Raw genomic sequence first — 22,275 nt, 5'->3', positions numbered from 1 at the left:
GAAATTTTCAGAGTTATTGGCTAAGAACTACGAAATTTTCAGAGGGACCAAAAAGATTTCGATAAGCGAACAGAACCTCGCCGCAGTTAAATACCAGGCTAACGTTAAGTGATCCACGCTAAAACTTATCTTCCTGTTTCTTAATGCCCAATTTTGCCATTTTTGATTCCAGCGTAGTGGGATTGATGTTTAATAATTCGGCGGCGCCATTGGCACCGCGTATCCTGCCTTTTGTTTGTTTAAGAACGGAGATGATATAATCTCTTTCTGTCTCCCGCTGAATATGCTTTACATCTTCGAGTGTTTGTATGCGTTGTTTTTCGACAGTTGGTGATGTGGTTAACTTTCTTTTTAGTTCCAATGGCGAAGTGCCATTGTTTAATACGACTGATTGTTCCAGCACATTTTCCAACTCGCGGATATTGCCCGGCCAGTCATAGGCAAGCATGGCGTCCGCCATGGATATACCAATGCCATGAAAGGGTTTATTGGTTTCTTTACAAAACTTTTCGGCAAAATATAAAGCCAGTAATTCTATGTCGCTTTTCCGTTCGCGCAAAGGTGGCAGCGTTAGCGGAAACACACTGAGGCGATAATAGAGATCAAGCCTGAAATTGCCGTCGGCTACTTCCTTTTCGAGGTTCCGGTTAGTAGCCGCAATAATGCGAACGTCTATTTTGATGGTGACATTGCCGCCCACATGTTCGATCTCTTTTTCCTGCAACACACGCAACAATTTACCCTGCATCGACAGCGGCAATTCACCAATCTCATCCAGGAAAATAGTGCCGCCATCTGCCTGCTCAAATTTGCCTTTTCTTTTTTCGAAAGCGCCCGTAAAAGCACCTTTTTCATGACCGAATAATTCTGATTCAATCAACGTAGGTGGAATAGCCGCACAGTTAATTTTTATAAAAGGTTTATGCTTTCGGGGTGAAAGTTCATGAATGCAGTGCGCCACCTTTTCTTTGCCCGTGCCGCTCTCTCCAAGAATCAATATGGAGGTGTTGTAAGGTGCGGCTTGTGCAGCAAGGTCCAATGCCGACAGTAACAAATGATGATTGCCAATGATGCCATCAAAGATCGTATTAGCCGGTGCATCGCGCTTGTTTGCAGCTATGGGTTGATGATGATCGGTAGTCGTTGGTTTTGTTAGATGATTGGTACTATCTGCCAGTTCCTGCAAAGATATTTTCAGGCGGTGCAGTAAAGTAATATGTTCATTGTTATACACATCTGCTTTACGGCTGTAAAAGAAATAATGAAGCGCTAAGCCATAACCGAGTGCAACCGGAAATACAAGGCATGATTCCATCCGGAGGCAGTTCATAATAATGTTTTGCAACGATTCGTCTTTACGCCTGCCATTCACTTCATTGTTTTGGATATGGGCTTTATTGTTGGCAGGAGTGCTGTTGATGATTTGAGTAAAAGCGCTTTGCTGCAATCCTGATATGTTTCTTAATTCCTTTTCGCCAATAAATTGATACTCATTAAAACCTGTGCGTAAATAGCCAATATCTGTAAACTGCTCAGCGCTTAACGGACGGACGCCGGAAGCAATAAAATCAAATGGAATAAACGACTGCAATATGCCAGCAAGCTTTAATAATTTTTGTTCAGCATTTAAGGTTTCGTCCCGAATGTCATCCAGCTTTTTTCTTAGCTGCTCGTCCTGTCGCAGCTTTGACTCTAGGCTGTGCTGATGGCGATACCATGCAACGTCAAGGGCTACCAATAAATCTTTTTCCCGAAACGGTTTTACCAGGAAGCCATCGGGATCGGTAGCTTTTGCTTCTTCCAAAATTTTCTGACTGGAATTGGCAGATAGATAGATGAAAGCAATATTATCGGCCCGCAACTTTTTTGCAATGTCAATGCCGGATAGCTTGCCTTTCAGGCGTATATCAAGCAAAACAATGTCTGGTTTTTTGTTGATGTATTCAGCAGCTTCTTCCGCCGAAACAGCAATACCCATAACGCTATAGCCGGCTTTCTCCAGTATCAGCTGAAGGTCGTTGGCTATAATAAATTCATCTTCTACTATGAGTAATTTTTTATGCATGCGCCGTTATTTCTTTATTTGAAACCTGCAGGGGAGCAGCAATAAATTTAACCGTTATTTCCAACCCGTTATCGATGTTCAAAAGAAGACTGCCATTTAATTGGTTTGCTAAACCCTTCATTAAATTAAAGCCTAAGGAATTATGTGATGACACATCAAGACCGGCCGGTAAGCCAATACCATTATCCGATATTTTCAGCAATAAAAAATTATTCTCCTTACGCTGCAATTGAATACTCAAGATGCCTTTGCGCCCGTCTGGAAATGCATACTTAAGTGAATTTACAATGCTTTCATTAATAATTAAACCCAGCGGAATAGCCTGTGATACATCCAGTTCAATCGGTTCGATTTTTTGTTCAAATGTTATCCGGTTATCTGTATCAAAGCTATCCTGCAAGTAGCTTACAAGCTCGTTGATATATTGCGGCATGGCGATGGAAGAAACATTTTCCGATTGGTAAAGCTTTTGATGAATCAGCGAGATGGTATGCACTCTGCGCTGACTGTCGTGAATGGCTGTTAAAGCTGCATCGTTATTGATATACACGGACTGGGAATTCAGTAAGCTCATAATGATTTGCAGATTGTTTTTTACACGATGATGTATTTCTCTTAACAGCCATTCTTTATCGTTGACGAGTTGCTGAAGTTGTTCATTTTTATGCGTGATAACGGCGTTGTTCTTTTTTCTGTTGCCGCTCTGCCGGTATAACAGAACAGCAATGATAATTACAGCAGCAATGCCTCCAAGTGTCAAATTTTTTACAAGTAACGTTTGTTTCGCCTGCTTGTTTAATAATGCAATTTGATTTTCTTTTTCGTGTGTTTCATACATTACCTGCAGCTCTTCTGCCTGTCTTACTTTAGTTACTCTAAAATTGGAGTCAAGCAACTCTGTATATTTTTTATAGTGGTACATGCCTGACGCATTATCTCCAAGCGCAGAATCTGCAGCAATGAGTGAACGGTATGTGCTTAGATCATTAGCCAAAGTACGTTGCCCATATGAACGAGTCGTGAATTGTTTTTCAAAGCATTCCCTTGCTTTTTGATATTGGCCACGCTTAAAAAACAGATGACCATAAGTGTCAGTTACTATGCTGCGGCTAAGCGGTCCCCGGATCATCTCTGCTTTCGTTTCCAGAGAATCCATTGTTTTTATATGCGCCTCCGCCTTGTCCAGCCAGTTGAGACTTAAATAGCATCCCGCGAGTGTATAATGGTAGACAAGCATTTCTGAAAAAGTTTTTGCCGGTCCTACAGCTTCGGAGGTTTTCTGCACGAGTTCAAGTGCTTCTGTAGCGCGACCCTCACCACACATTTGTTGAGTTACTATGCTAAGGATATTGTACACCGACGGATTACGGGAATCTATGAACCGCCTTATTGCCTTTTGCGCCATATTCATGCTTTCTTTTTTCCTTCCCTCAGCATCATACAGAAACGCCAACCGGCTATAAAAAAAAGCCCACCCAATGCTGTCACGTACACTTTCTGCCACTTTGATGGTCTGAAGCGTATGCCGAAATGGTTCACCAAATTTGCCCTGGTAATTGGTCACCATGGTAAGCGCATCGGTAAGGTAATGAGTATAAGGGTAGTGAATGTCTTCAGCCAAAGCAAGTGCTTTTACAAAAAGCTCATATGCGGCTTGAAACTGCCCCGTTACAACCAGCATATAGCCCCGGTCTGCTAAAACATTAATTTCTCTTTCTGTATTTCCAAGATCATGATACAAGCCGGATGCAGTTTGCAGGTCAGTTATTTTTTGCTGAAAGGTTGATTGTGTTGGGGCAGTGTATATGCCGCGATAAGCCACAGCCCGGGCTTCCGTTTCTTTATCACCGGCTTTCCTGGCCTGATTAATGACCTCATTAAAAATAGAATCGCCTTTACTATTGTTTGCCTGTACATATATCTTACCGAGAAGGCAAAGGGCTTGTCTGCCCAGTTTTTCTTCCTTCAATAAGCTGCTTTCTTTTATCGCTTTGTTTAAAAAATATTCCACGCTGTCCCTGTACTTGTAATAACTACCTGGTTGAAATGCATAATAGGAGCCCAGCAATATCAATAACTCAAGATGTTTCCTGCCCGTTGCCTTAGAAAGCAATTCGATACCAATGCGCGGCTGCTCCAGGTCAATCCATTTTGATTGCGCAGGCAGTTCACGATCGCCAATACCTTCTGCCATTACCGGAAGCCTGCTTAAGCCCAGGGAACGGGCGGCGATATACAAACAGGTGTCATGGTCAACCTGTCCTTCCTTTACAACAACGATATAAGTAGAGCTAAGCAACAAATTCAATCGTTGGAAAGATAGTTTGTCCTTGGAAGGTGAGTGGTAAGAATAGTTGGCATTGCCTGCTGAAATATTTTGTGATTTTGCTCCCAGGAACATCAACAGGTAAAAGAGAAGATGTATATAATTAACTCTGTGCATGATGGGGTTCTGCATTCACTAAATGTAATAAAATAGCTGCAGAATTTTAAGCACTCAACGAATTAATACCAGCATAAAAAAATGTCCCGGCATAGCCGGGACATTAAAATACAAACACACATATCAACAGGACGAACTATTTGGATTTAACAGCAGAATGGTAAAGCCCTTTTGATTCAAGATATTTTTTTAGAAGGGCAGGTTGATCCGTTTGAATAATGTTGGCTCCGTTTTTCAATACTTTTTCGAAAGCAGTAATATTGCCTGCAACCACTTCTGCATCTACATCACCCAGTGCATTGATCCATACGCGGCCGTTGTTGCTTTTTACAGTGCCTGTAACACCGGTTGTGTAATGGCTTGGATCGATGTGTACTACCTGGGGAACAGTGATTTTGTAACAGCTGTCAACCTGGTTCGCATTTTGGGTGCGAACCATCGTGTAAAATTTGTTGTTACGATCTTTGATGATTTTCGCATATTCTGGTTTGTAAACAAAGAAGATTACATTTTGCTCCGTATGCGTGCGTGCAGTCAACGCAATGATCGAATCAACACAATCTCTCTCTTTGATGTCCAGGTCTATCAATACTTTTCCTTTTGTAATTGCGAGTGCTTCTTCCAGTGTAGGCACTACTTCCTGCGTTACGGAATCTTTAATACGCAAACGCAATTTTCGCAGCTCTTCAAAGGTATAGTCAGATACACGTCCTTTACCTGTGGTAGTTCTGTCTACGGTTTTGTCGTGCATCAGTACCAGCTTTTTATCGCGGGTCAAACGGATATCCAGTTCCACGATGTCTATACCCAGGTTAACGCCTTCCTTAATAGCAGGTATCGAGTTTTCAGGATATTTCAAATGAGGTCCTCTGTGGGCGGCAATCATTACCACGTTATTGTTGGTATGCGTAAATGATTGCTGAATTTGTTCGAAGTTGTTTTGAGCTTTGGCTGTCACAATAGCGGCCAGTAGTGCAAGTGAAAGAGATAGCTTCTTCATTTTTTTAATTTCTTCTTTAAGTGTTGATGTATGGGTGATATTCGGTGTTACGGTTTGTATCAATAGTATCCAGGATTCTGTTCCTCTGAAACAGGTAATTTCGGGTTCAATCGATCTATATGTGTTTGCGGAATAGGACGCAGCACATGGTAATCACGGATATTCTGTGCATCCGGATTGTACAGTTTAACGCGCTCTACCAATTTTTCACAACGATCAAGATCTTCCCAGCGGTTAAGTTCACCAAGCATTTCACGGCCCCTTTCTTCGAGGATGAAGTCCACAAAATTCTGACTGATCTGTCCGGCTGTTACCTGCATTTCAGCTGTGTTGTCTTTTGTGCGGTCAGCATAGTCTCCTCCTTCAAATGTCCAATACTGTACTGTTTTCATTTCACCTTGTTTGTAAGCGGCACGTGTACGAATCATGTTGATGTAATTTGCCGCGGTGTTGAAATCGCCTTTTCTGCCATACGCCTCCGCCAATATCAGCAAGGTTTCGGCATATCGATACATAACCCAGTCGCGGCCACCATTGGTTTCGTTAGTGGTGGGTCTTTGAGAATCGAGCCATTTGCTAAGCCCCGGGAAAATATAATTTTTTGAAAAGGGCAGGTAAGAGTTTAGCGGCATATACACGGCAAAGCGACTGTTTTCCTGCATCAGTTTTGCAGAGTCGGTAGCGTTGTTGTATTGGACGGGGCTGAAATAAATAGCGGTGTCGCCCACTTTTACATTGATGGTATTGCCGGCACTGGTCTTGATATTATTGGCTGCCTGGTTGGCGATATAGCCCCAAATAAATGACTTGGTAAAACGAGAGTCGTATTTGCGTGTAGTGCCGAACAAGCCGTTATACACATATGGGGTAGGGCGTACCCTGCGGTACGGGCGACCATATGGAATGGAGCGCACCAGTATCTTTGTATTTACAGCATCATACTGTGGCACATGATACAAATGCTGCTGGTTGCCACTGCCATTATTGCTAAGTGTATTGGTAAATTGTACAGCAAAAATCACCTCGCTGTTTACCTGTTTATTAATGTCAAACAGTGCTGCGAAATCCGGAACCAAAGAGTATGCGCCTACTTTCTGCGATGCAATGGTTCCTGCATAAGCAATCACGCTATCAAGATCAGAGGGCTGTGTGCCGCGAATACCGCGTTGTTCAGCCGATGTGGCACTTGCCCTTGCAAGGTATACTTTCGACAACAAATGAGCAGCAGCAGCCTTGTTAACACGACCTTGTGCCTTTCCTGTTTGTGGAAGGAGGTTATAGGCAGATGTCAGATCTCCGATTAGCTGGTTGTAAATGTCTTTTACTTCGGCTCTTTTGAAATCTGTTTTGGCTTCGTCAATCACTTCCAGCACCAATGGCACTTTTCCAAAGTGTTGTACAAGATCGAAATAAAAATAAGACCGGATGAATTTTGCCTCGCCTTCCACTTCCAGTTTGCGTGCTGCGTTCATGCTTACTTTCGGTACATATTGCAACGCGATGTTGCACTCAGAAATTCCTTTGTAATGATAATCCCAATAGTCCGTAGTTTTTGAACTTAAAGGAGACAAGGTGGCAAGGTATTGATTGAATTCGTTATTGCCGTCTGAACCTACAGTAAACAAATCTGTTCCTGCATCGCTAAGGGTAAGCGCTCTTTCGCTGGACACGCCCAGTCGCACAGAGCTGTATGCTGCAGCCAATGCACCTTCTACGCCCTTTTCGGTGTTGTACACACCATATGACACATTGGGGACAGGATTTTCTTCAAGAAATTTTTTACAACCACCGCCGGCAGTAACCATGGCGATAAGTACAATTATATTGCGTAACGTTTTCATTAAAATATTTTTTGATCGTTTATAGATTTATAGCGACAGGTTTAAGCCAAACGTGAATGTTTTTACACTTGGATTGTTGAAGCCGGTAGCGCCTTCAGGATCAGTTCCGGGGAATTTGGTGAAAAGAAAAGGATTCTGCGCGCTGGCATAAATGCGAAGCTTCTCCAAATGTATTTTTCTTAATGTGGCAGGCGACAAGCTATAACCCAATGCAATATTTTTCACTCTAATAAAATCACCGGAATAGTAGTTCATGGTGTTGAGGTAGTTCACGCTGGCCACATTCAGCAACGGGCGTGGTGCTACATTGCTGGGATTCTCAGGCGTCCAGTAATTCAATTTTGGCTGGTTGTAACGGCCATCAAATCGCATATCCAGATCGTGATTCAGCGTTTGGCCAAACATGCCCACAAGAAAAATACTTGCGTCAAAATTGTTGTACACAAAACTGTTATCTAAACTGAATGTCCATTTAGGATCTGCCTGGCCAATGATATAACGGTCGCCATCATTTATTTTGAAGTCCCCGTTTTTATCAAGCGGGCGAATATCTCCCGGTTTGAACGTAGCGCCATTGGAGTTGAACTTAGCCATGGCATCCAGGTCGTCTTTGGTGTTTTGCCAAATACCATTAAATCCAAGATCATAGTAAATGTTTACCGGTTTTCCTATGAACCATTTGGAACCGACGTCATCATTTTTGCCGTTCCATAATTCCACAATTTCTTGTTTGTTAGCAGCAAACTGAATGTTTGATCTCCATTGAAAATGCGCGTTCCGTATGTTGACAGTGTTAAGCGACAGCTCAATACCCTTGTTGCTTGTTTTGCCTATGTTTGAAAGAATGGATCCAAATCCTGAAGCCGTTGGCAGTTGACGATTCAACAGCAGGTTATGCGTGTTTTGCATATACACATCCAATGCGCCCGTGATCCTGTCATTAAAGAAACCGAAGTCAAGCCCTGCATTAAACTGATCAGTAGTTTCCCATGTTAAATTAGGATTGATCATTTCAATGGGAGTGAAGCCCAGTATATTGGTTTCGCCAAACACATAACGGTTGGTTCCTACACGTCCCCATGTTTTGTATGGATCAATACTGGTGTTACCTGTTTTGCCATAGCCAACGCGCAGTTTTAATTCGCTTAAAGCCCTGGCACTGGACAGGAACGATTCTCCTTTTAGTCTCCAGCCAAGCGCCATCGAAGGGAACAGCACCCACTTTTCACCCTCGGCCAGCCTGGAGGAGCCATCATAACGGGCAGATATAGTTGCAAGGTATTTTCCCTTGAAGCTGTAGTTAACACGACCCATGAAAGATGAGAGTTTCCAATCAGTCAACCCCGTACCTACGCTATTGATGGTAAGCGCAGAACCCATGTTATAATATCCCAGGTCATCATAAGGAAGGTCCTTTACAGAGATATTGTTGGATTCAGCTTTTTCCTCCTGTATTGATTGCAACATGGTCACATTAAGATTGTGATCTTTTGCGAAAGAATGTTGGTAAGTCAGCAGGTTTTCCCAGGTGTAGCTGAATTTTTTGACATTGCTGTTCGCAGCACTTGAGGGCGTATTGGCGCCGCCCGAAGACTCTGTGTTTTCTGCATTGAAGTCATAGTTTTGGTACAAGCGCAAATCAAGCCCAAGATTGGAGCGGAAACTAAGACCCGGTAAAATTTCAGCCTCTGCATAATAACTGCCTAGGTAACGGTTTTGATTGCGGTCCCTTTTTGTTTTTCCAAAATCGGTGATAGGGTTGGGAGTGCGTGTGTTGTTGGTTGGATAAATAGCCAGCGTGCTGTCATCGTTGTACGGTGATGCAAGCGGGTTGAAACTTTTTAAACCGTAACCATCAAACACTCCATAACCGGCTTGCTGTGCAGATGCAGTGAAAACAGAGTTTGTTCCCAACTTGATTTTGTTCGTTATATTATGTTCAAGATTTAACCGCACGTTGTAACGCTTAAAGGATTGATCAACTACCACTCCTTCGTTGCTTAAATAATCGCCGGAAACCATGAACCTTGTGTTCTCACTGCCACCACGCAGGTTCAGGCTGTAATTCTGGATGTTTCCTGTGCGCAATCCGTAGTCGATCCAGTTAGTGCTTACAAGTTTACTTGGGTCGTAAGTACCGCTTGCCCAGGCGCGTTCCATGTTGCGAGACATGTATGGCGTAGCCACCAGCTGATCATTTTGAAAGTCGAGTGTTTTATTTGGTTTTGAATCGTAGGTTCCGCCCAAAACGTTGCGCTGAGCCTCACGGGAATATTCTACAAATGAAGCAGCATCCATCAACTCCGGCATCGTCCTATTTTTCTGAATGCCGTAATAGCTGTTGAAATCAATAATGGTTTTACCTTTTCGTCCTCTCTTAGTTGTAATCAGTATAACGCCATTGGCGCCCCTGTTACCGTAGATGGCCGTAGCGGACGCATCTTTCAATACCTCTACCGATTCAATATCATTTGGTGATATCTGGTCCAGCGCATCAACGGTAGGAATACCATCTATTACATACAAAGGGTTGTTGTCTGCATTAATAGAGCGATTGCCGCGAACGCGGATCTGTCCGGAAGAACCGGGCGCCCAGCTGGTCGTTTGTACCATTACACCTGCTACCCGGCCTTGCAAGGCATCTACCATGTTAGTCACAGGAAATTCTACAATCTTGTCTGACTTCACAGAACTTACTGCGCCGGTTACATCACGCTTTTTCATTTTTCCATATCCTACAACAACCACTTCATCCATTCCTTTGGAAGCCTCTTTCATCCGGATGATCAGTTTGTTGCTTTCGCCCTGTTGTATATGCAACACCGGTAGGTTGTAGGCTTCATAACCCACATAGGTAAATACAAAACGATATTTTTTTCCTACTTGCAGATTGCTGATCACAAACCGGCCGTTCTCACCAGATGCAGTTGTGGTGGTTACATTGCCGGGCACAACATTGTATACGATGGACACACCCTTCAGAGGTTCTCCTGCTTCGTTGCTGATAACTCCTTCTACTTTAGAAAGAGCCTGGGAAAAACCCGGCAGCAACGCAGCGGAAAATAGCAAAGTGAGTAGTACACGTTGCCAGCCGTTAATTTGCATGATTTTCATAATTTTTTGATTTGTTTTGACAAAAGGGTCCCGTACAATCCAGATCACTGAATTGCCGCTTTACTTATTTGGTATTTAATGATGATATTTAGTTTGGCCGAACCTGTATCCGACGTTCTCCCTCTTTTTGGAAAGAGACGGGCGCAATGGCTTCAATAGTGTTTAAAATATTTTCGATGGAATCAGCTTTAGGGAAGGCGCCGGTTACCTTGATGTTTTTATCTAATTTTTCAAGGTTCACGAACTGAATATTATTTCTTTTGCCAATTGCTTTTAACAGGTTTTGCAAAGGTTGTTTGTAAACGGAAATATCTCCATTGTCGTTATTGAAACCGACGGTATCTTCAGGATTATCAACGGAAGAGCTGCTTCTTTTTTTCGAAGAATTATCGACCGTGCTGCACAGGCTAAATTGATTTGCCCTGGCATCTACCAATACTTCCTGACCAGGCGACAGGTAAACATTTTTTTGTTCGTCCATCTCTTTGCCAAGGCTTACTTTCACTTTGCCTTCTACCAGCTGCACAAAAACTTTTTCGTTTATTTCTTTAACGAGAAACTGTGTGCCCAAAGCCGTTGTTACCGTTCCATTGGTCAACACACTGAAAGGACGTTTATCTTTTTGCACTTTGAACCAGGCTCTGCCTTTGAGTTTTATATCTCTTTTTCCTGAAATGAATTTATCGTCCCATTCCACGCTGCTGTTGGTTCCCAGCATTATTTGAGATCCATCCGATGTCCAGATTTCTTTATAGGATTTTCCGCCATTCTCTATAAAATGAATGGCAGGTGTATTTGTATTTGCAACAACGTTTGCTACTTGTTTCTTTTGCTGATGATTTGTAGTTAGTGTATACCAGAGAGAGAATACCAGGAAAGGAATTAGTACTGCGGCTATTCGCAATAGAGTTCTAAGGGTGCCACTCGTATTCTTTTCAAACATCACTACCTCGCCAGACGCTGTTGTTTTGGCCGCTATTTTTTGGTGCAGTTGGCGCAATATTTCCGCAGATTGTTCTTCTGGCAAATATTGCTTACCGTTTTGCAGATCTTCCCAATATGATTGTTGTTCTTCTTTCATCTGCTATAAATACCCGCAGGAAAGAAAAAGGTGATGAGATTCTGTGTTACGAAATCATTAACAGATTTGTTACTGAAAAAAACGGATAAGTAAAGGAAGGATAGCAAATGTTTTCGCCACATTTTGCTGCATGATGTAAGACTTTAAATACTTATTGGATTGCTTAAGATAATCCTGCACCGATTGAACGCTGATATTCATTCTGGAAGCGGCTTCTTCCAGTGATTTTCCTTCCACGCGACAAAGGCGATAAGCTTCTTTTATGCGCGACGGCAAGTGTGCAACCGCTACTTCAATCATTTTGATCTTTGCTGTATAACCGGCTTCGAATTCTGCTGAATGTTCCGCTTCTTCAAAAATATCATGTTGGTTGTGTTCGGCGATTATGGGCATTCTTTTCACCTGGTGCAAATACTTAACAGACTTATTATAGCTGACTGTAAATAACCATCCTCCCACAGATTCAGGAACGAGTGATAGCCTGTTTTCCCAATAGGCGAGAAAAACATCCTGCAAAATATCTTCTGCATAGATAGCATCTTTCACTATTCGCAGAATATTTCCATAGACCGCGTTGTGATAGTAGTTATAAATTTCATCGAACTCCGTCAGTTCCGTGTTGCGTGCCATAAAAGTTTTGTTGCTAAGCGGGCACGAAATTACCAGTCGAAGGAAGTTGTAAACCATTAAATAATTGTTACGTCCCCAACAATACATTCAATTACACTTTACAAATAAAATATCAAGTATTTCAGGTACACAACATTATCTGGTTGATTTGTGCTTCCCTGCACTTTTAAAAAAAGTACTTCAAGGCCAGAAACTAACAAAGCGAAATAATCACAACATATCGTGTAATCAGCTAAACAATCCCGCCTTGTTTCTGTTTCATCTTTGTCTTGTCAATTCAACACAAACAAATTAGAATCAAAAAAAATGGCGACTCAAACAAAATCACAGGCAGTAAAAAATATCGTTTTAGTGCATGGTGCCTTTGCAGATGGCTCCGGTTATAGAGGCGTTTTTGAAGCTTTAACCAAACAGGGTTATCGCGTAACGGTTGTGCAAAATCCGTTGACTTCTCTTGCAGATGATGCGAAAGCAACAAAAGTTGCCCTGGACAATGTAGATGGCCCGGCTGTTCTTGCGGGTCACTCCTGGGGCGGAGCTGTTATTGCCGAGGCGGGCAACCATCCTAATGTTGCGGGACTGGTTTATATCGCCGCATTCCAGCCAGATAATGGTGAATCTGCCTTGACATGGTTCCAGAGTGCGCCACCCGCTGCCGAAAACGGTGTGCTGCCTCCTGATGAAAAAGGCATTGTTTATTACGATGAAGCAAAATTCCATGCTGGTTTCTGTGCAGACTTAACCAGAAAAAGTTGCCGCATTTATCGCGGGTGTTGCTACAGAACTTTCTGCAGAATAATTATAGGTTCTGGTAGATCATAAGCCTCGTTTACTTAACAAGAGTAAACGAGGCTTTCTTCCTGCAAAACATCTCTGTTCCATTGTAAAGCAAAAAGGCACTCGAAAGCCCGGGCACCGCTTGTTTTCATCAATTCCTCATTTTAATGTAGCTTGCGACTAACCAAAACTGTCAATCTGACCAACGAAAACAAGCATATTGATCAAAATTCCGCATTCCCTGATGAAGCTGCACTTATAAACCAGGCCTCGGAGGGAAATCAACATGCTTATGGTCAACTGTACTCACATTATTTTCCAAAGCTTTATTATTCTATTTCGTTTATCTGCAAAGACCAGGCAGAAGCTGAAGAAATAGTACAGGAAGCCTTTCTGCGGGTTTGGGATAAAAGAGAACAACTTTTCCTTGTGCGGTCATTTGAAGACTATGTTTACCGCGTTGCCAAAAATATACTGTTTGATGTCCTTCGCAGAAATAAGGTCAGGCAAAAAGTAATGGATATTATCATCGCAGAAAACCAGGTACTGCAGGAGCATCCTGAACTGCAACTTCAATACAAACAATATTTCAATACAGCCGCACGTGCCATTGATCAACTAAGTGATCAAAAAAAAGAGATTTTTCTCCTGCGTACACAAAGCGATAAAACCTTTAAGGAAATTGCAGAGCTTGTTAACCTTAGTGTGGCTGGGGTAAAAAAGCATTTTTACCAGGCTGCAAATCAGGTAAAAGAATCATTGCAGCAAAACGATGAATTGCTATCAGCCATCATCCTTCTGGGAATTTTTTTAAAAAAATAGAAAAATAAGGTAGTCACTTCTGTAACTCGTTCGTCTATAACATAACCCGTTATTTTATGACAGACAACGAGATCATTGCTCTTATAGAAAAATTTCACACTGACACGCTTACTGAAGAAGAAGCGCTTATTTTTTTCCGGTGGTACAATACTGCAGAAAAAAGTGAGTTCGACAGGCTTACGGCTATGTCGGCAGTAGCGCCCTTGCCTTTACCGGAAACCACGGACCACACGCAAAAATTCATGCAGAAACTTTCGCAGCGCTCCCTGGAAGAAGAGGCAGAAAGTACGGGAGGCAAGCTTGTACGATTCAATCGCCGCTGGTGGATGGCTGCCGCCGTGTTCACACTGGTTGCAACCGGAGGCGTGCTTGGCTTCCTGCAATGGAAGCAACACACACAAAACAACACAACGTCAAATGTAGTAGCAGCGCCAGTTCCGGGCAGCAACAAGGCGACACTAACACTGGCGGATGGCTCGAGCATAGTGCTGGACCAGGCAGGGCAGGGAGACATTGCGACGCAGGGTAACGTAAAGATTATAAAGCTCGATAGTGGAAGCCTTGCCTATAAAGGCTCTTCGCAAAGTGATGGCGGGTTCAATACGCTCACAACGCCGCGCGGCGGCCAGTTCCAGATAACACTGGCAGATGGCACGAAGGTTTGGCTCAACGCGGCATCTTCTCTAAAATATCCTGCTGCCTTCACCCAAAACACGCGAACAGTGCATCTTACTGGTGAAGCATATTTTGAAGTGGCGAAAAACAGCAAGCAACCTTTTGAAGTAAAAACCGATAAAATGAATGTGCAGGTGCTAGGAACCTCCTTCAATATAATGGCATACGATGATGAAGCAGAAACTCGTACAACGCTGGTAGACGGTGCGGTAAATACCCTAAGCGGAAGTTCGGTAACGCCGCTGGCTCCCGGCCAACAGGCTGTGGTTGCGGGTTTGGGCCGCATCAGCAAAGCATTGCATCCCGATATGGAGAGCGTGCTGGCGTGGAAAAAAGGAGAGTTCAGGTTTGATGGTGCCAGCATTACCACTATCATGCGACAAGTAGCAAGATGGTACGACGTAGAAATTGTATATGAAGGCAAGATGCCGGCAAATGAATTTTACGGAGTTGTATCGCGAAAAGACAATGTGCAGCAATTGCTGGAAGGGCTTGAGATTCCGGGCACTGTGCATTTTAAAACAAACGGAAAGACCATTACTGTAATGTCCGGACCGGCAACAAAAAAACCATGATCAACATACTTTAAAAAACTTAAAACACTCAACATGTAAAATCAGACAGCGCATCAGGGAAACTAAATAAAAAAACCGAAAGCGAATTTCGACCCTCACTTCCGGTTGTCATTGGGTTTACCCTGTAAAACCAGCCTTGCTTAATTGGATGATCAACATCAAAACCCAAATTCTAACAAATTTATGGAACTAACTGCTATTTGCAAAGCTCCCATATACGGGCTTGCTTTGCTTCAATCCTTCACCCCGAAACATGGAAAACGCTTCCATTTACAACGGTGGAGAAAATTGTTACTGATTATGAGGTTAACGGCTTTATTGTTGCTTATCGGAGCCTTGCATGTATCTGCAAGTTCCTATTCGCAAAACGTAAGCATATCAGGAGAAAAACTTTCGCTCCGTTACATTTTTGAATCCATCAAAAAACAAACCGGCTACGAATTCATATTCGACAAAGCATTGGTGGACAAAACCGATCCCGTAACCATGCATGTTACCAATGTGCCGCTAAAAGATGCGTTGGACATAGCTTTGAACAAACAGTCACTGACCTACGAGATCAGGAACAAAATAATCGGCATTAAAGCTGTTCCTGTAGCATCTGTTTCCGCAAAAGAAATCGTGCAGCCGGAAATGCCGCTTCCGCCGCCAACTGTCACTGTACAAGGCGTTGTTACCGACGAAAGCGGTAAACCATTGCATGGAGTGAGTGTAATAGAAAAAGGCAGGCGCAATGGCGTAAGCACTGACAAAGACGGAAAATTTTCCATTGTGGTGCTGGAAGGTGCAAAACTTGTTTTCTCGTTTGTGGGAATGAATGATAAAGAAGTGGCAGCAAGCAATACTGCTAATTTAAAAGTAGTGCTGGCGGTAAAAAACAATGAGATTGAAAAAGTCATTGTTTCCGGTTATTTCGACAGGTCGAAAAACACATTCACCGGAGCGGCTTCAACGTTCAGCGGAGAAGAGCTTCGCACCATTACCAACCAGAATGTATTGTCTGCATTGTCCACACTGGACCCTTCTTTTAAGTTGAAAGAAAATAACCTGATCGGCTCCGACCCAAACACAATGCCCGATTTCCAAATACGCGGTGCATCCAACATCAACTCATCTCTCGACGAAAAATACAAAGGCAGCCCGAACGTGCCAACATTCATACTGGATGGTTTTGAAGTGAGCCTTGAAAAAGTATATGACCTGGATCCATTGCGCATCAACACCCTCACTATATTAAAAGATGCGGCAGCGCTTGCTATTTATGGTTCACGCGGCGCAAATGGAGTAGTGGTGATTACCACCAATGCTCCTGCTAAAGGTAAGTTACGCACTACATACACCGGCAACCTGGATATGGAAGTGGCGGATCTCTCAGACTATCATTTGCTGAATGCAAAAGATAAACTGGAGTATGAAAGACTCGCAGGCATTTACACACCAAACAGCTATGTAACCACAGGTGAGCAATATAGTTTGTATTACAACGAAAGATTGAAACTCGTGCAGCAAGGCAACAATACTGACTGGATCAAAAAGCCTGTAAAAAAAGTGGGTACCGATTTTAAGAACGCTATCAACATGGAAGGCGGCGACAATACATTCAGGTATGGCGTTGACCTCTCTTATAACCCTACAACAGGCGTTATGAAAGGATCTGCAAGGGATCGCCTGGGTGTTGCTGTCAGGTTAAATTACAATACCAAAAACCTGCGCTTCTTCAACCAGATATCATTTGACAATGTAAAAACAACCAACTCGCCTTATGGTAGTTTCAGCACGTATGCCTATCTCAATCCTTACTACAATCCTTATGATGAAAATGGCAACATAAAGAAAACGTTGTATGTGCTGAAATCCGTTACAAGTGCTGCTGTTAATATTATGGACCCGATGTATAACGCCACCATCAACACCAAGAACGAAAGCAAGTACGACAACTTCATTGACAATTTTGGATTTGAATGGAACATGGGCGCGCATCTTAAATTCAATTCGAAATTTTCTGTCAATAAGAAAACACAAATCGCAGACATCTTCAAGCCGGCTGACCACACAGATTTTGTAAACGCAGCGGTAAAAGGAAGCTATACAAAAACAACCAGCCAGACTACGATGTATGAAGGGACTGCGGGTCTTAACTACAACCGAATGATCAACGGCCACCTGATAGTGCTGAATGCAAATTACAACGTACAACAGGTTAGCAATGATCAGTATACGGTAACAGCTTCCGGATTCCCCAGTGACCTGATGGATCATATAGGGATGGGGCTTCAATACCTTGATGGCACAAGACCTTCTGGCTATGAAGCAACGAGCAGACTGATGGGATTATTGGGCAACCTTAACTATAGTTATCAGAATCGTTTCCTTACAGATCTTTCTATTCGCTACGATGGCTCTTCCCAGTTTGGTAGTAATAAAAGGTGGGGAAATTTCTGGAGCGCGGGCCTGGGCTGGAACCTGCATAAAGAGAAGCTTTTCTCCGGTTTGAGAAATGTTTCTGTGTTGCGAATAAGAGGTTCATTCGGCTATACAGGCAACCAGAATTTTTATCCGTATCAATCTATCATGACCTATGACTATATACCCGACATTACTTATGACGGCTACATAGGTACATTGGCAGACGCTTACGGCAACCCTGATCTGAAATGGCAGCGCACGCAGAAACGAAATGTGGGCATGGACTTTGAATTGTTCAAAGGCAAACTCAGCGGCTATGTTAACTATTACTCTGACTACTCAAAAGATGTATTGGTAGACGTAACGATGCCGCCATCGCTGGGTTTCGACACTTACAAGGCAAACCTCGGTGAAGTAGAAAACAGCGGTTACGAAGTGTCATTGAAGGCAACTGTGTTGTCTTCTCCCAGTAAAAAAATCTATTGGAATGTGGTCGGTTCTGCCGTACACAATAAAAATGAGCTGCGCAAAATATCCAATGCACTGAGTGCTTACAACGATAAAGTAGATACAACTGTTGTAAATAAACCAGTAGTAAGATTTATTGAAGGCATGTCAATGAACACCATTTGGGTAGTAAAATCGCTGGGCATTGATCCGGCAACGGGACAGGAAGTTTACCTCGATAAAAACGGCAACAAAACAAACATATGGAGCGCCGCAGATTATACGCCTTACGCTAAAAAAGATCCAACGCTGGAAGGAACACTGGGCTCCAATGTTGGCTACAAGGGATTTCAATTGAATGTTTATGCGCTGTATAGATTTGGTGGTTACATCTACAATCAAACGCTGGTGGATCGTGTAGAAAATGTGAACCCTAATCAAAACGTTGATAGCAGGGTGTTCTATGACAGATGGAAAGCACCGGGAGACGTTGCTTTTTTTAAAGGCATCACCAATAGAACTACAACTCAACCTACTTCACGTTTTATAGAGAAGGACAATGTGCTGGAGCTGAAATCTATCAATCTTTCGTATACATTCAATCAAACACCTGTGCTCACTCGTATGGGCATTGAGCGGATACGCCTCACGGGCTACTTGAATGATGTGTTTCGCTTATCAACTGTAAAAGCTGAACGCGGTATAGATTATCCATTCGCCAAACATTACGCACTGGCATTCCAGGTAACATTTTAAAATTTAAAGGCAATGAAATCTCTCAGAATAATAACAATAACGCTGTTGGTGACAACACTTACAGCATGCAATAAATGGTTGGATGTACAGCCAAAGACCACCATGAAAGCTGACGTGCTTTTTACCACGCAGGCTGGCTTTAGAGATGCAATCACAGGTATTTATTCCAACATGACCACTGCGTCATCTTACGGAACGGAGCTCACACTTGGATTTACGGATGTGCTGGCGCAAACGTATGACAATGTGCCCACGGCGCTCAATCATAAATACCTCAATTCAGCAAATTATAACTACACAGAAGCCTTTGAGCAAATCAGAATCGCCAAACTATGGACGCAGGCTTACAAATCTATCACAAACGCCAACATTTTACTCTCTTACATTGATGATAAAAAGCAGGTATTTACAGGCAAAAATTATAACCTGATAAAAGGCGAGGCATTAGGACTGAGAGCATATCTGCATTTTGATGTGCTGCGTTTGTTTGCGCCGTCACCTGTAATGGGCGCCGACAGAAAAGCCATTCCTTATGTTGATACTTACACGAATGTGCCGTTTCCTCAATTAAGCACAGCGCAAGTGATGGATAAAATAGCGGGTGATCTTACTGCCGCACAAGCACTGCTAAAAGATGCTGATACATACGGCCCGAACCGTGCTTCATTTGATCTAACAGAAGTTAATGAAATTGCGGGCACACGCAGATATCGGATGAACTACTATGCCGTAACAGCTTTACTTGCAAGGGTTGAGCTATACAGGAACAATAAAACCGCCGCACTTGCCTACGCAAAAGAAGTCATAGACGCAGGTTTGTTTCCGGCTTATTCTCCAAGCGGCCAAACTGCAGCCGGCGACAACGTTTTCCCTTTGGAACATGTGTTTTCACTAACCATTCCAGATTTGAAAACCAAGTATGCGGATGTTTATTTTCTACAGGTAGCGGATGGTCAAAATGTCAATAGCCTTTCGATATCCGCCGACCTGCTTAATACTATTTACCCTTCAGGATTAAACACTGATTATCGAATCAGCTGGTTCCAGGATAATTCTGCTAAGACTAAACGTGTTACAAAATATACTTACAACACTGTAATTCCGTTGCTTAAGATTTCTGAGATGTATCTCATAGCTGCTGAAGCTGAACCTTCTGTCAGCAGCGCAATGGCATATCTGAACGTATTGAGAGCGCATAGAGGCTTATCTCCACTGGATGCCGCGTCGTACACAAGAGAAACGCTTGACAAAGAAATAGGCGATGAATATCGCCGGGAGTTTATAGCAGAAGGTCAGTTGTTTTACTACTACAAAAGAATGAATGCGGACAAGTTACCAACACTCGCTGCATTTAAAAACAAGGAAGCAGTCTACATACTGCCAATCCCGGTAGCGGAAAAAGAATTTGGCAATATTGAATAATCTTCAAACAATAATATTCATGAGATACAAACATATATTACCAGCATTTGTGTCCGTGGTGATCATCGCGGCGGGATGCTCTAAAAATAAAATGGAAACTTATCAGCAGAAACCTGCAGTATATTTTGCAAGTTTTACTGATACCAACGATAGCCTCACACGCTCTCTAGCCGGATCATTAACCGAGTCTGATACAGTCTTCCTGACCATTAATCTTCTTGGCGATAAACTGGCTGAAGACAAAGAGTTTACACTTACCGTAAACCCTTCAAAAACGGATGCGGTAGAAGGGGTCCATTTTGAAAAGCTGAAAGAAAAATATGTATTTCCTAAAGGCGCGTACAGCGTTCAGGTTCCAGTGATATTATATAAAAAAGACGCTGCGCTTGACTCAAAGTATTTTTCATTGGGCCTTACAATTAAAGCGACTGGTGATTTGGATGCGGGCTATCCATTCAAGTTGAATGCAAGGATATTATTTACAAATCAATTAGTGAAGCCAAGTTATTGGGATTCATGGTTGTCACTTTACTACGGTGCCTACTCGCGTGTGAAACACAATGTATGCATCCATTTCCAGGGTGGTGATTTTCCAGCAACGCAAGCGATTGCCACTAAAGCACCATACAACGTATCGTACTGGATGAGCTACGGCAGGGTAGTGTGCCTCTACTTCACCAACAATATTGTGAACGACGAGAATGGCAACAGAATTCTGCCGTGGGCCGCATTCTAAAAATCCATAAACATTGATGACTTAACTATTTAAGATTATGAAACTATCTTCTCTATTTTTAACAACGCTGGGAGGCCTGTTATTGCTGGCTTCCTGCGTAAAAGACAATTCCTCTACATCATTTACACAATTGAATGATGTGACGATCTCTAATATTCCCGATACAACAACAATAGGAGTGGACGAGAAGTTTAACATCGTTCCGTTACTGGCTACAGTTTTGAATGATACATCCAATCTTTCATATGTGTGGTATGCGTTTGATGCGACAACGCAGTATGCCGCAGACACTTTGTCATTTGAGCATAACCTTACTGTGCCAGCTAAAATGGCGCCGGGTTCGTACACGCTTGTGTACAAAGTGACCGACAAAAAAACAAATATCTTTTACAAATCAACCACCAAGCTTGTTGTCGCAAATGAATTTACAACTGGCATAATGGTGTTGGGAAATGACAATGGAAATGCTGTATTGGATTTCTATAATACCGCAACGGGCAAGCTCAGCACAAATATTTATGAAAATGCAAATGGTTCGGAAGCATTGGGAAAGAATCCTGTAAGTGTCTCTTACTACCCTAAAAAATCCTCTATGCCTGCAGAAGTATTAGTATTAAATAAAGATGGCCGTGGTGGCATTTTTGCTGATCCTGTAACTTTTATAAAATTGCGGGGTGTGCGCCAATCATTCTATCTGCCTTTACAAGACGATGGTGATCTGAATGTAACTAAATATGTGGCCCGTTCCACTACAGGGTTGAATGACTATCTCATCATCGGTGGCAAAGTGTACAACCGCTCCGTTAACTCCGGTGAAGTTTTGTACAAGCCAGAAATGCTTGGTGATTTCTCACTGGCGCCTTTTGGCTTCTATGAAACATCTACCAGGGCCACATTTTATGATGACAAGAACAAACGTTTCCTGGCACACAATAATACCGCAGGAGCGTTGAATCCGTTTATAACGGATGCTACAGCTTCGATATTTGACGCAAACAATGTAGGCCTGACAATGTTGTACGGCGGCTGCACAGCCGGTAACAATTTCTTTGCTGTGTGTAAAGATGGAAGTGGCACTCCTTATATTTTGACCTTCCTTGCCAATGCACAGGCACTTACATTTACCGCAAAAGATAAATACGCGCCAACAGCAACTGATTTGCAAAATGCAACTGCATACACGTCAGCTACAACTATTGCTAATTATCTATTCTATGCCGCAGACACCAAAATATACGCGTACAATATTGTTTCGAAATCCGGCGGATTACTAATGGATATTGGCTCTGGGTACAATATCAATTTTCTCGAGCTGAATGGTGCTGAATTAAAAGTTGCCTTTGTGAATGCGCAGGCAACAGGAAAAAAAGCAGGATTCACTACTTACAACATCGGCACCGTTGGTGGATTGAATGCAACTGAAACAAGGCGCAAAGAAGGAATTTGCGATCTGATTGTTGACCTCACTGATAAAAATTAAAACAA

14 protein-coding genes are annotated in these 22,275 nt (G+C 42.7%); 7 read left to right on the top strand and 7 right to left on the bottom strand.

The features are described from left to right. Nucleotides 1-118: 118 nt before the first annotated feature. The 7 genes from KTO63_RS01960 to KTO63_RS01930 all read right to left on the bottom strand — a co-directional run bounded on the left by KTO63_RS01960 (nt 119) and on the right by KTO63_RS01930 (nt 12,174). A complete protein-coding gene (locus KTO63_RS01960) occupies nt 119-2,065 on the bottom strand; it encodes a sigma 54-interacting response regulator (protein ID WP_217789439.1) in 1,947 nt (648 codons plus the stop codon). After that, on the bottom strand, nt 2,058-4,523 hold the full coding sequence (locus KTO63_RS01955) for a tetratricopeptide repeat-containing sensor histidine kinase (RefSeq protein WP_217789438.1): 2,466 nt from the start codon (nt 4,521-4,523) through the stop codon (nt 2,058-2,060). Before KTO63_RS01955 ends, KTO63_RS01960 begins: the two co-directional genes overlap by 8 nt. A 121-nt stretch (nt 4,524-4,644) precedes the next feature. Continuing rightward, nucleotides 4,645-5,508, bottom strand: a complete 864-nt coding sequence (locus KTO63_RS01950; RefSeq protein WP_217789437.1) for a glycerophosphodiester phosphodiesterase family protein — start codon at nt 5,506-5,508, stop codon at nt 4,645-4,647. A 59-nt stretch (nt 5,509-5,567) separates the two neighbouring features. After that, nucleotides 5,568-7,349: a RagB/SusD family nutrient uptake outer membrane protein gene (locus KTO63_RS01945; RefSeq protein WP_217789436.1), complete on the bottom strand. Its 1,782-nt coding sequence runs from the start codon at nt 7,347-7,349 to the stop codon at nt 5,568-5,570. A 27-nt stretch (nt 7,350-7,376) separates the two neighbouring features. Then, nucleotides 7,377-10,463 (bottom strand): SusC/RagA family TonB-linked outer membrane protein, encoded by a 3,087-nt coding sequence (locus tag KTO63_RS01940; RefSeq protein WP_217789435.1) that lies wholly within the window; start codon nt 10,461-10,463, stop codon nt 7,377-7,379. An 88-nt stretch (nt 10,464-10,551) separates the two neighbouring features. After that, nucleotides 10,552-11,544: a FecR family protein gene (locus KTO63_RS01935; protein ID WP_217789434.1), complete on the bottom strand. Its 993-nt coding sequence runs from the start codon at nt 11,542-11,544 to the stop codon at nt 10,552-10,554. 69 nt (nt 11,545-11,613) lie between these two features. Next, the gene (locus tag KTO63_RS01930) at nt 11,614-12,174 is read right to left on the bottom strand and encodes an RNA polymerase sigma factor (RefSeq protein WP_217789433.1); all 561 of its coding nucleotides are present in this window, start codon (nt 12,172-12,174) and stop codon (nt 11,614-11,616) included. Nucleotides 12,175-12,480: 306 nt separating this feature from the next. Here KTO63_RS01930 and KTO63_RS01925 point away from each other — a divergent pair, with 306 nt between their 5' ends. From KTO63_RS01925 to KTO63_RS01895, 7 genes are all read left to right on the top strand, one after another. Beyond that, the gene (locus KTO63_RS01925; RefSeq protein ID WP_217789432.1) at nt 12,481-12,996 is read left to right on the top strand and encodes an alpha/beta fold hydrolase; all 516 of its coding nucleotides are present in this window, start codon (nt 12,481-12,483) and stop codon (nt 12,994-12,996) included. 129 nt (nt 12,997-13,125) lie between these two features. Continuing rightward, nucleotides 13,126-13,773: an RNA polymerase sigma factor gene (locus tag KTO63_RS01920; RefSeq protein ID WP_217789431.1), complete on the top strand. Its 648-nt coding sequence runs from the start codon at nt 13,126-13,128 to the stop codon at nt 13,771-13,773. Between the two features lie 56 nt (nt 13,774-13,829). After that, nucleotides 13,830-15,023 (top strand): FecR family protein, encoded by a 1,194-nt coding sequence (locus KTO63_RS01915; protein WP_217789430.1) that lies wholly within the window; start codon nt 13,830-13,832, stop codon nt 15,021-15,023. A gap of 300 nt (nt 15,024-15,323) precedes the next feature. Next, complete coding sequence (locus tag KTO63_RS01910; RefSeq protein ID WP_217789429.1) at nt 15,324-18,632, top strand: SusC/RagA family TonB-linked outer membrane protein; 3,309 nt, start codon at nt 15,324-15,326, stop codon at nt 18,630-18,632. Between the two features lie 12 nt (nt 18,633-18,644). Continuing rightward, complete coding sequence (locus KTO63_RS01905) at nt 18,645-20,054, top strand: RagB/SusD family nutrient uptake outer membrane protein (RefSeq protein WP_217789428.1); 1,410 nt, start codon at nt 18,645-18,647, stop codon at nt 20,052-20,054. A gap of 19 nt (nt 20,055-20,073) precedes the next feature. Further along, nucleotides 20,074-20,790, top strand: a complete 717-nt coding sequence (locus KTO63_RS01900) for a DUF4843 domain-containing protein (RefSeq protein ID WP_217789427.1) — start codon at nt 20,074-20,076, stop codon at nt 20,788-20,790. A 37-nt stretch (nt 20,791-20,827) separates the two neighbouring features. Continuing rightward, complete coding sequence (locus KTO63_RS01895; protein WP_217789426.1) at nt 20,828-22,270, top strand: PKD-like family lipoprotein; 1,443 nt, start codon at nt 20,828-20,830, stop codon at nt 22,268-22,270. Nucleotides 22,271-22,275 lie beyond the last annotated feature (5 nt).

It is taken from the genome of Pinibacter aurantiacus (assembly GCF_019130065.1).
GTDB lineage: Bacteria > Bacteroidota > Bacteroidia > Chitinophagales > Chitinophagaceae > Pinibacter > Pinibacter aurantiacus.
This window is presented reverse-complemented; position numbering and strand designations above follow the sequence as displayed.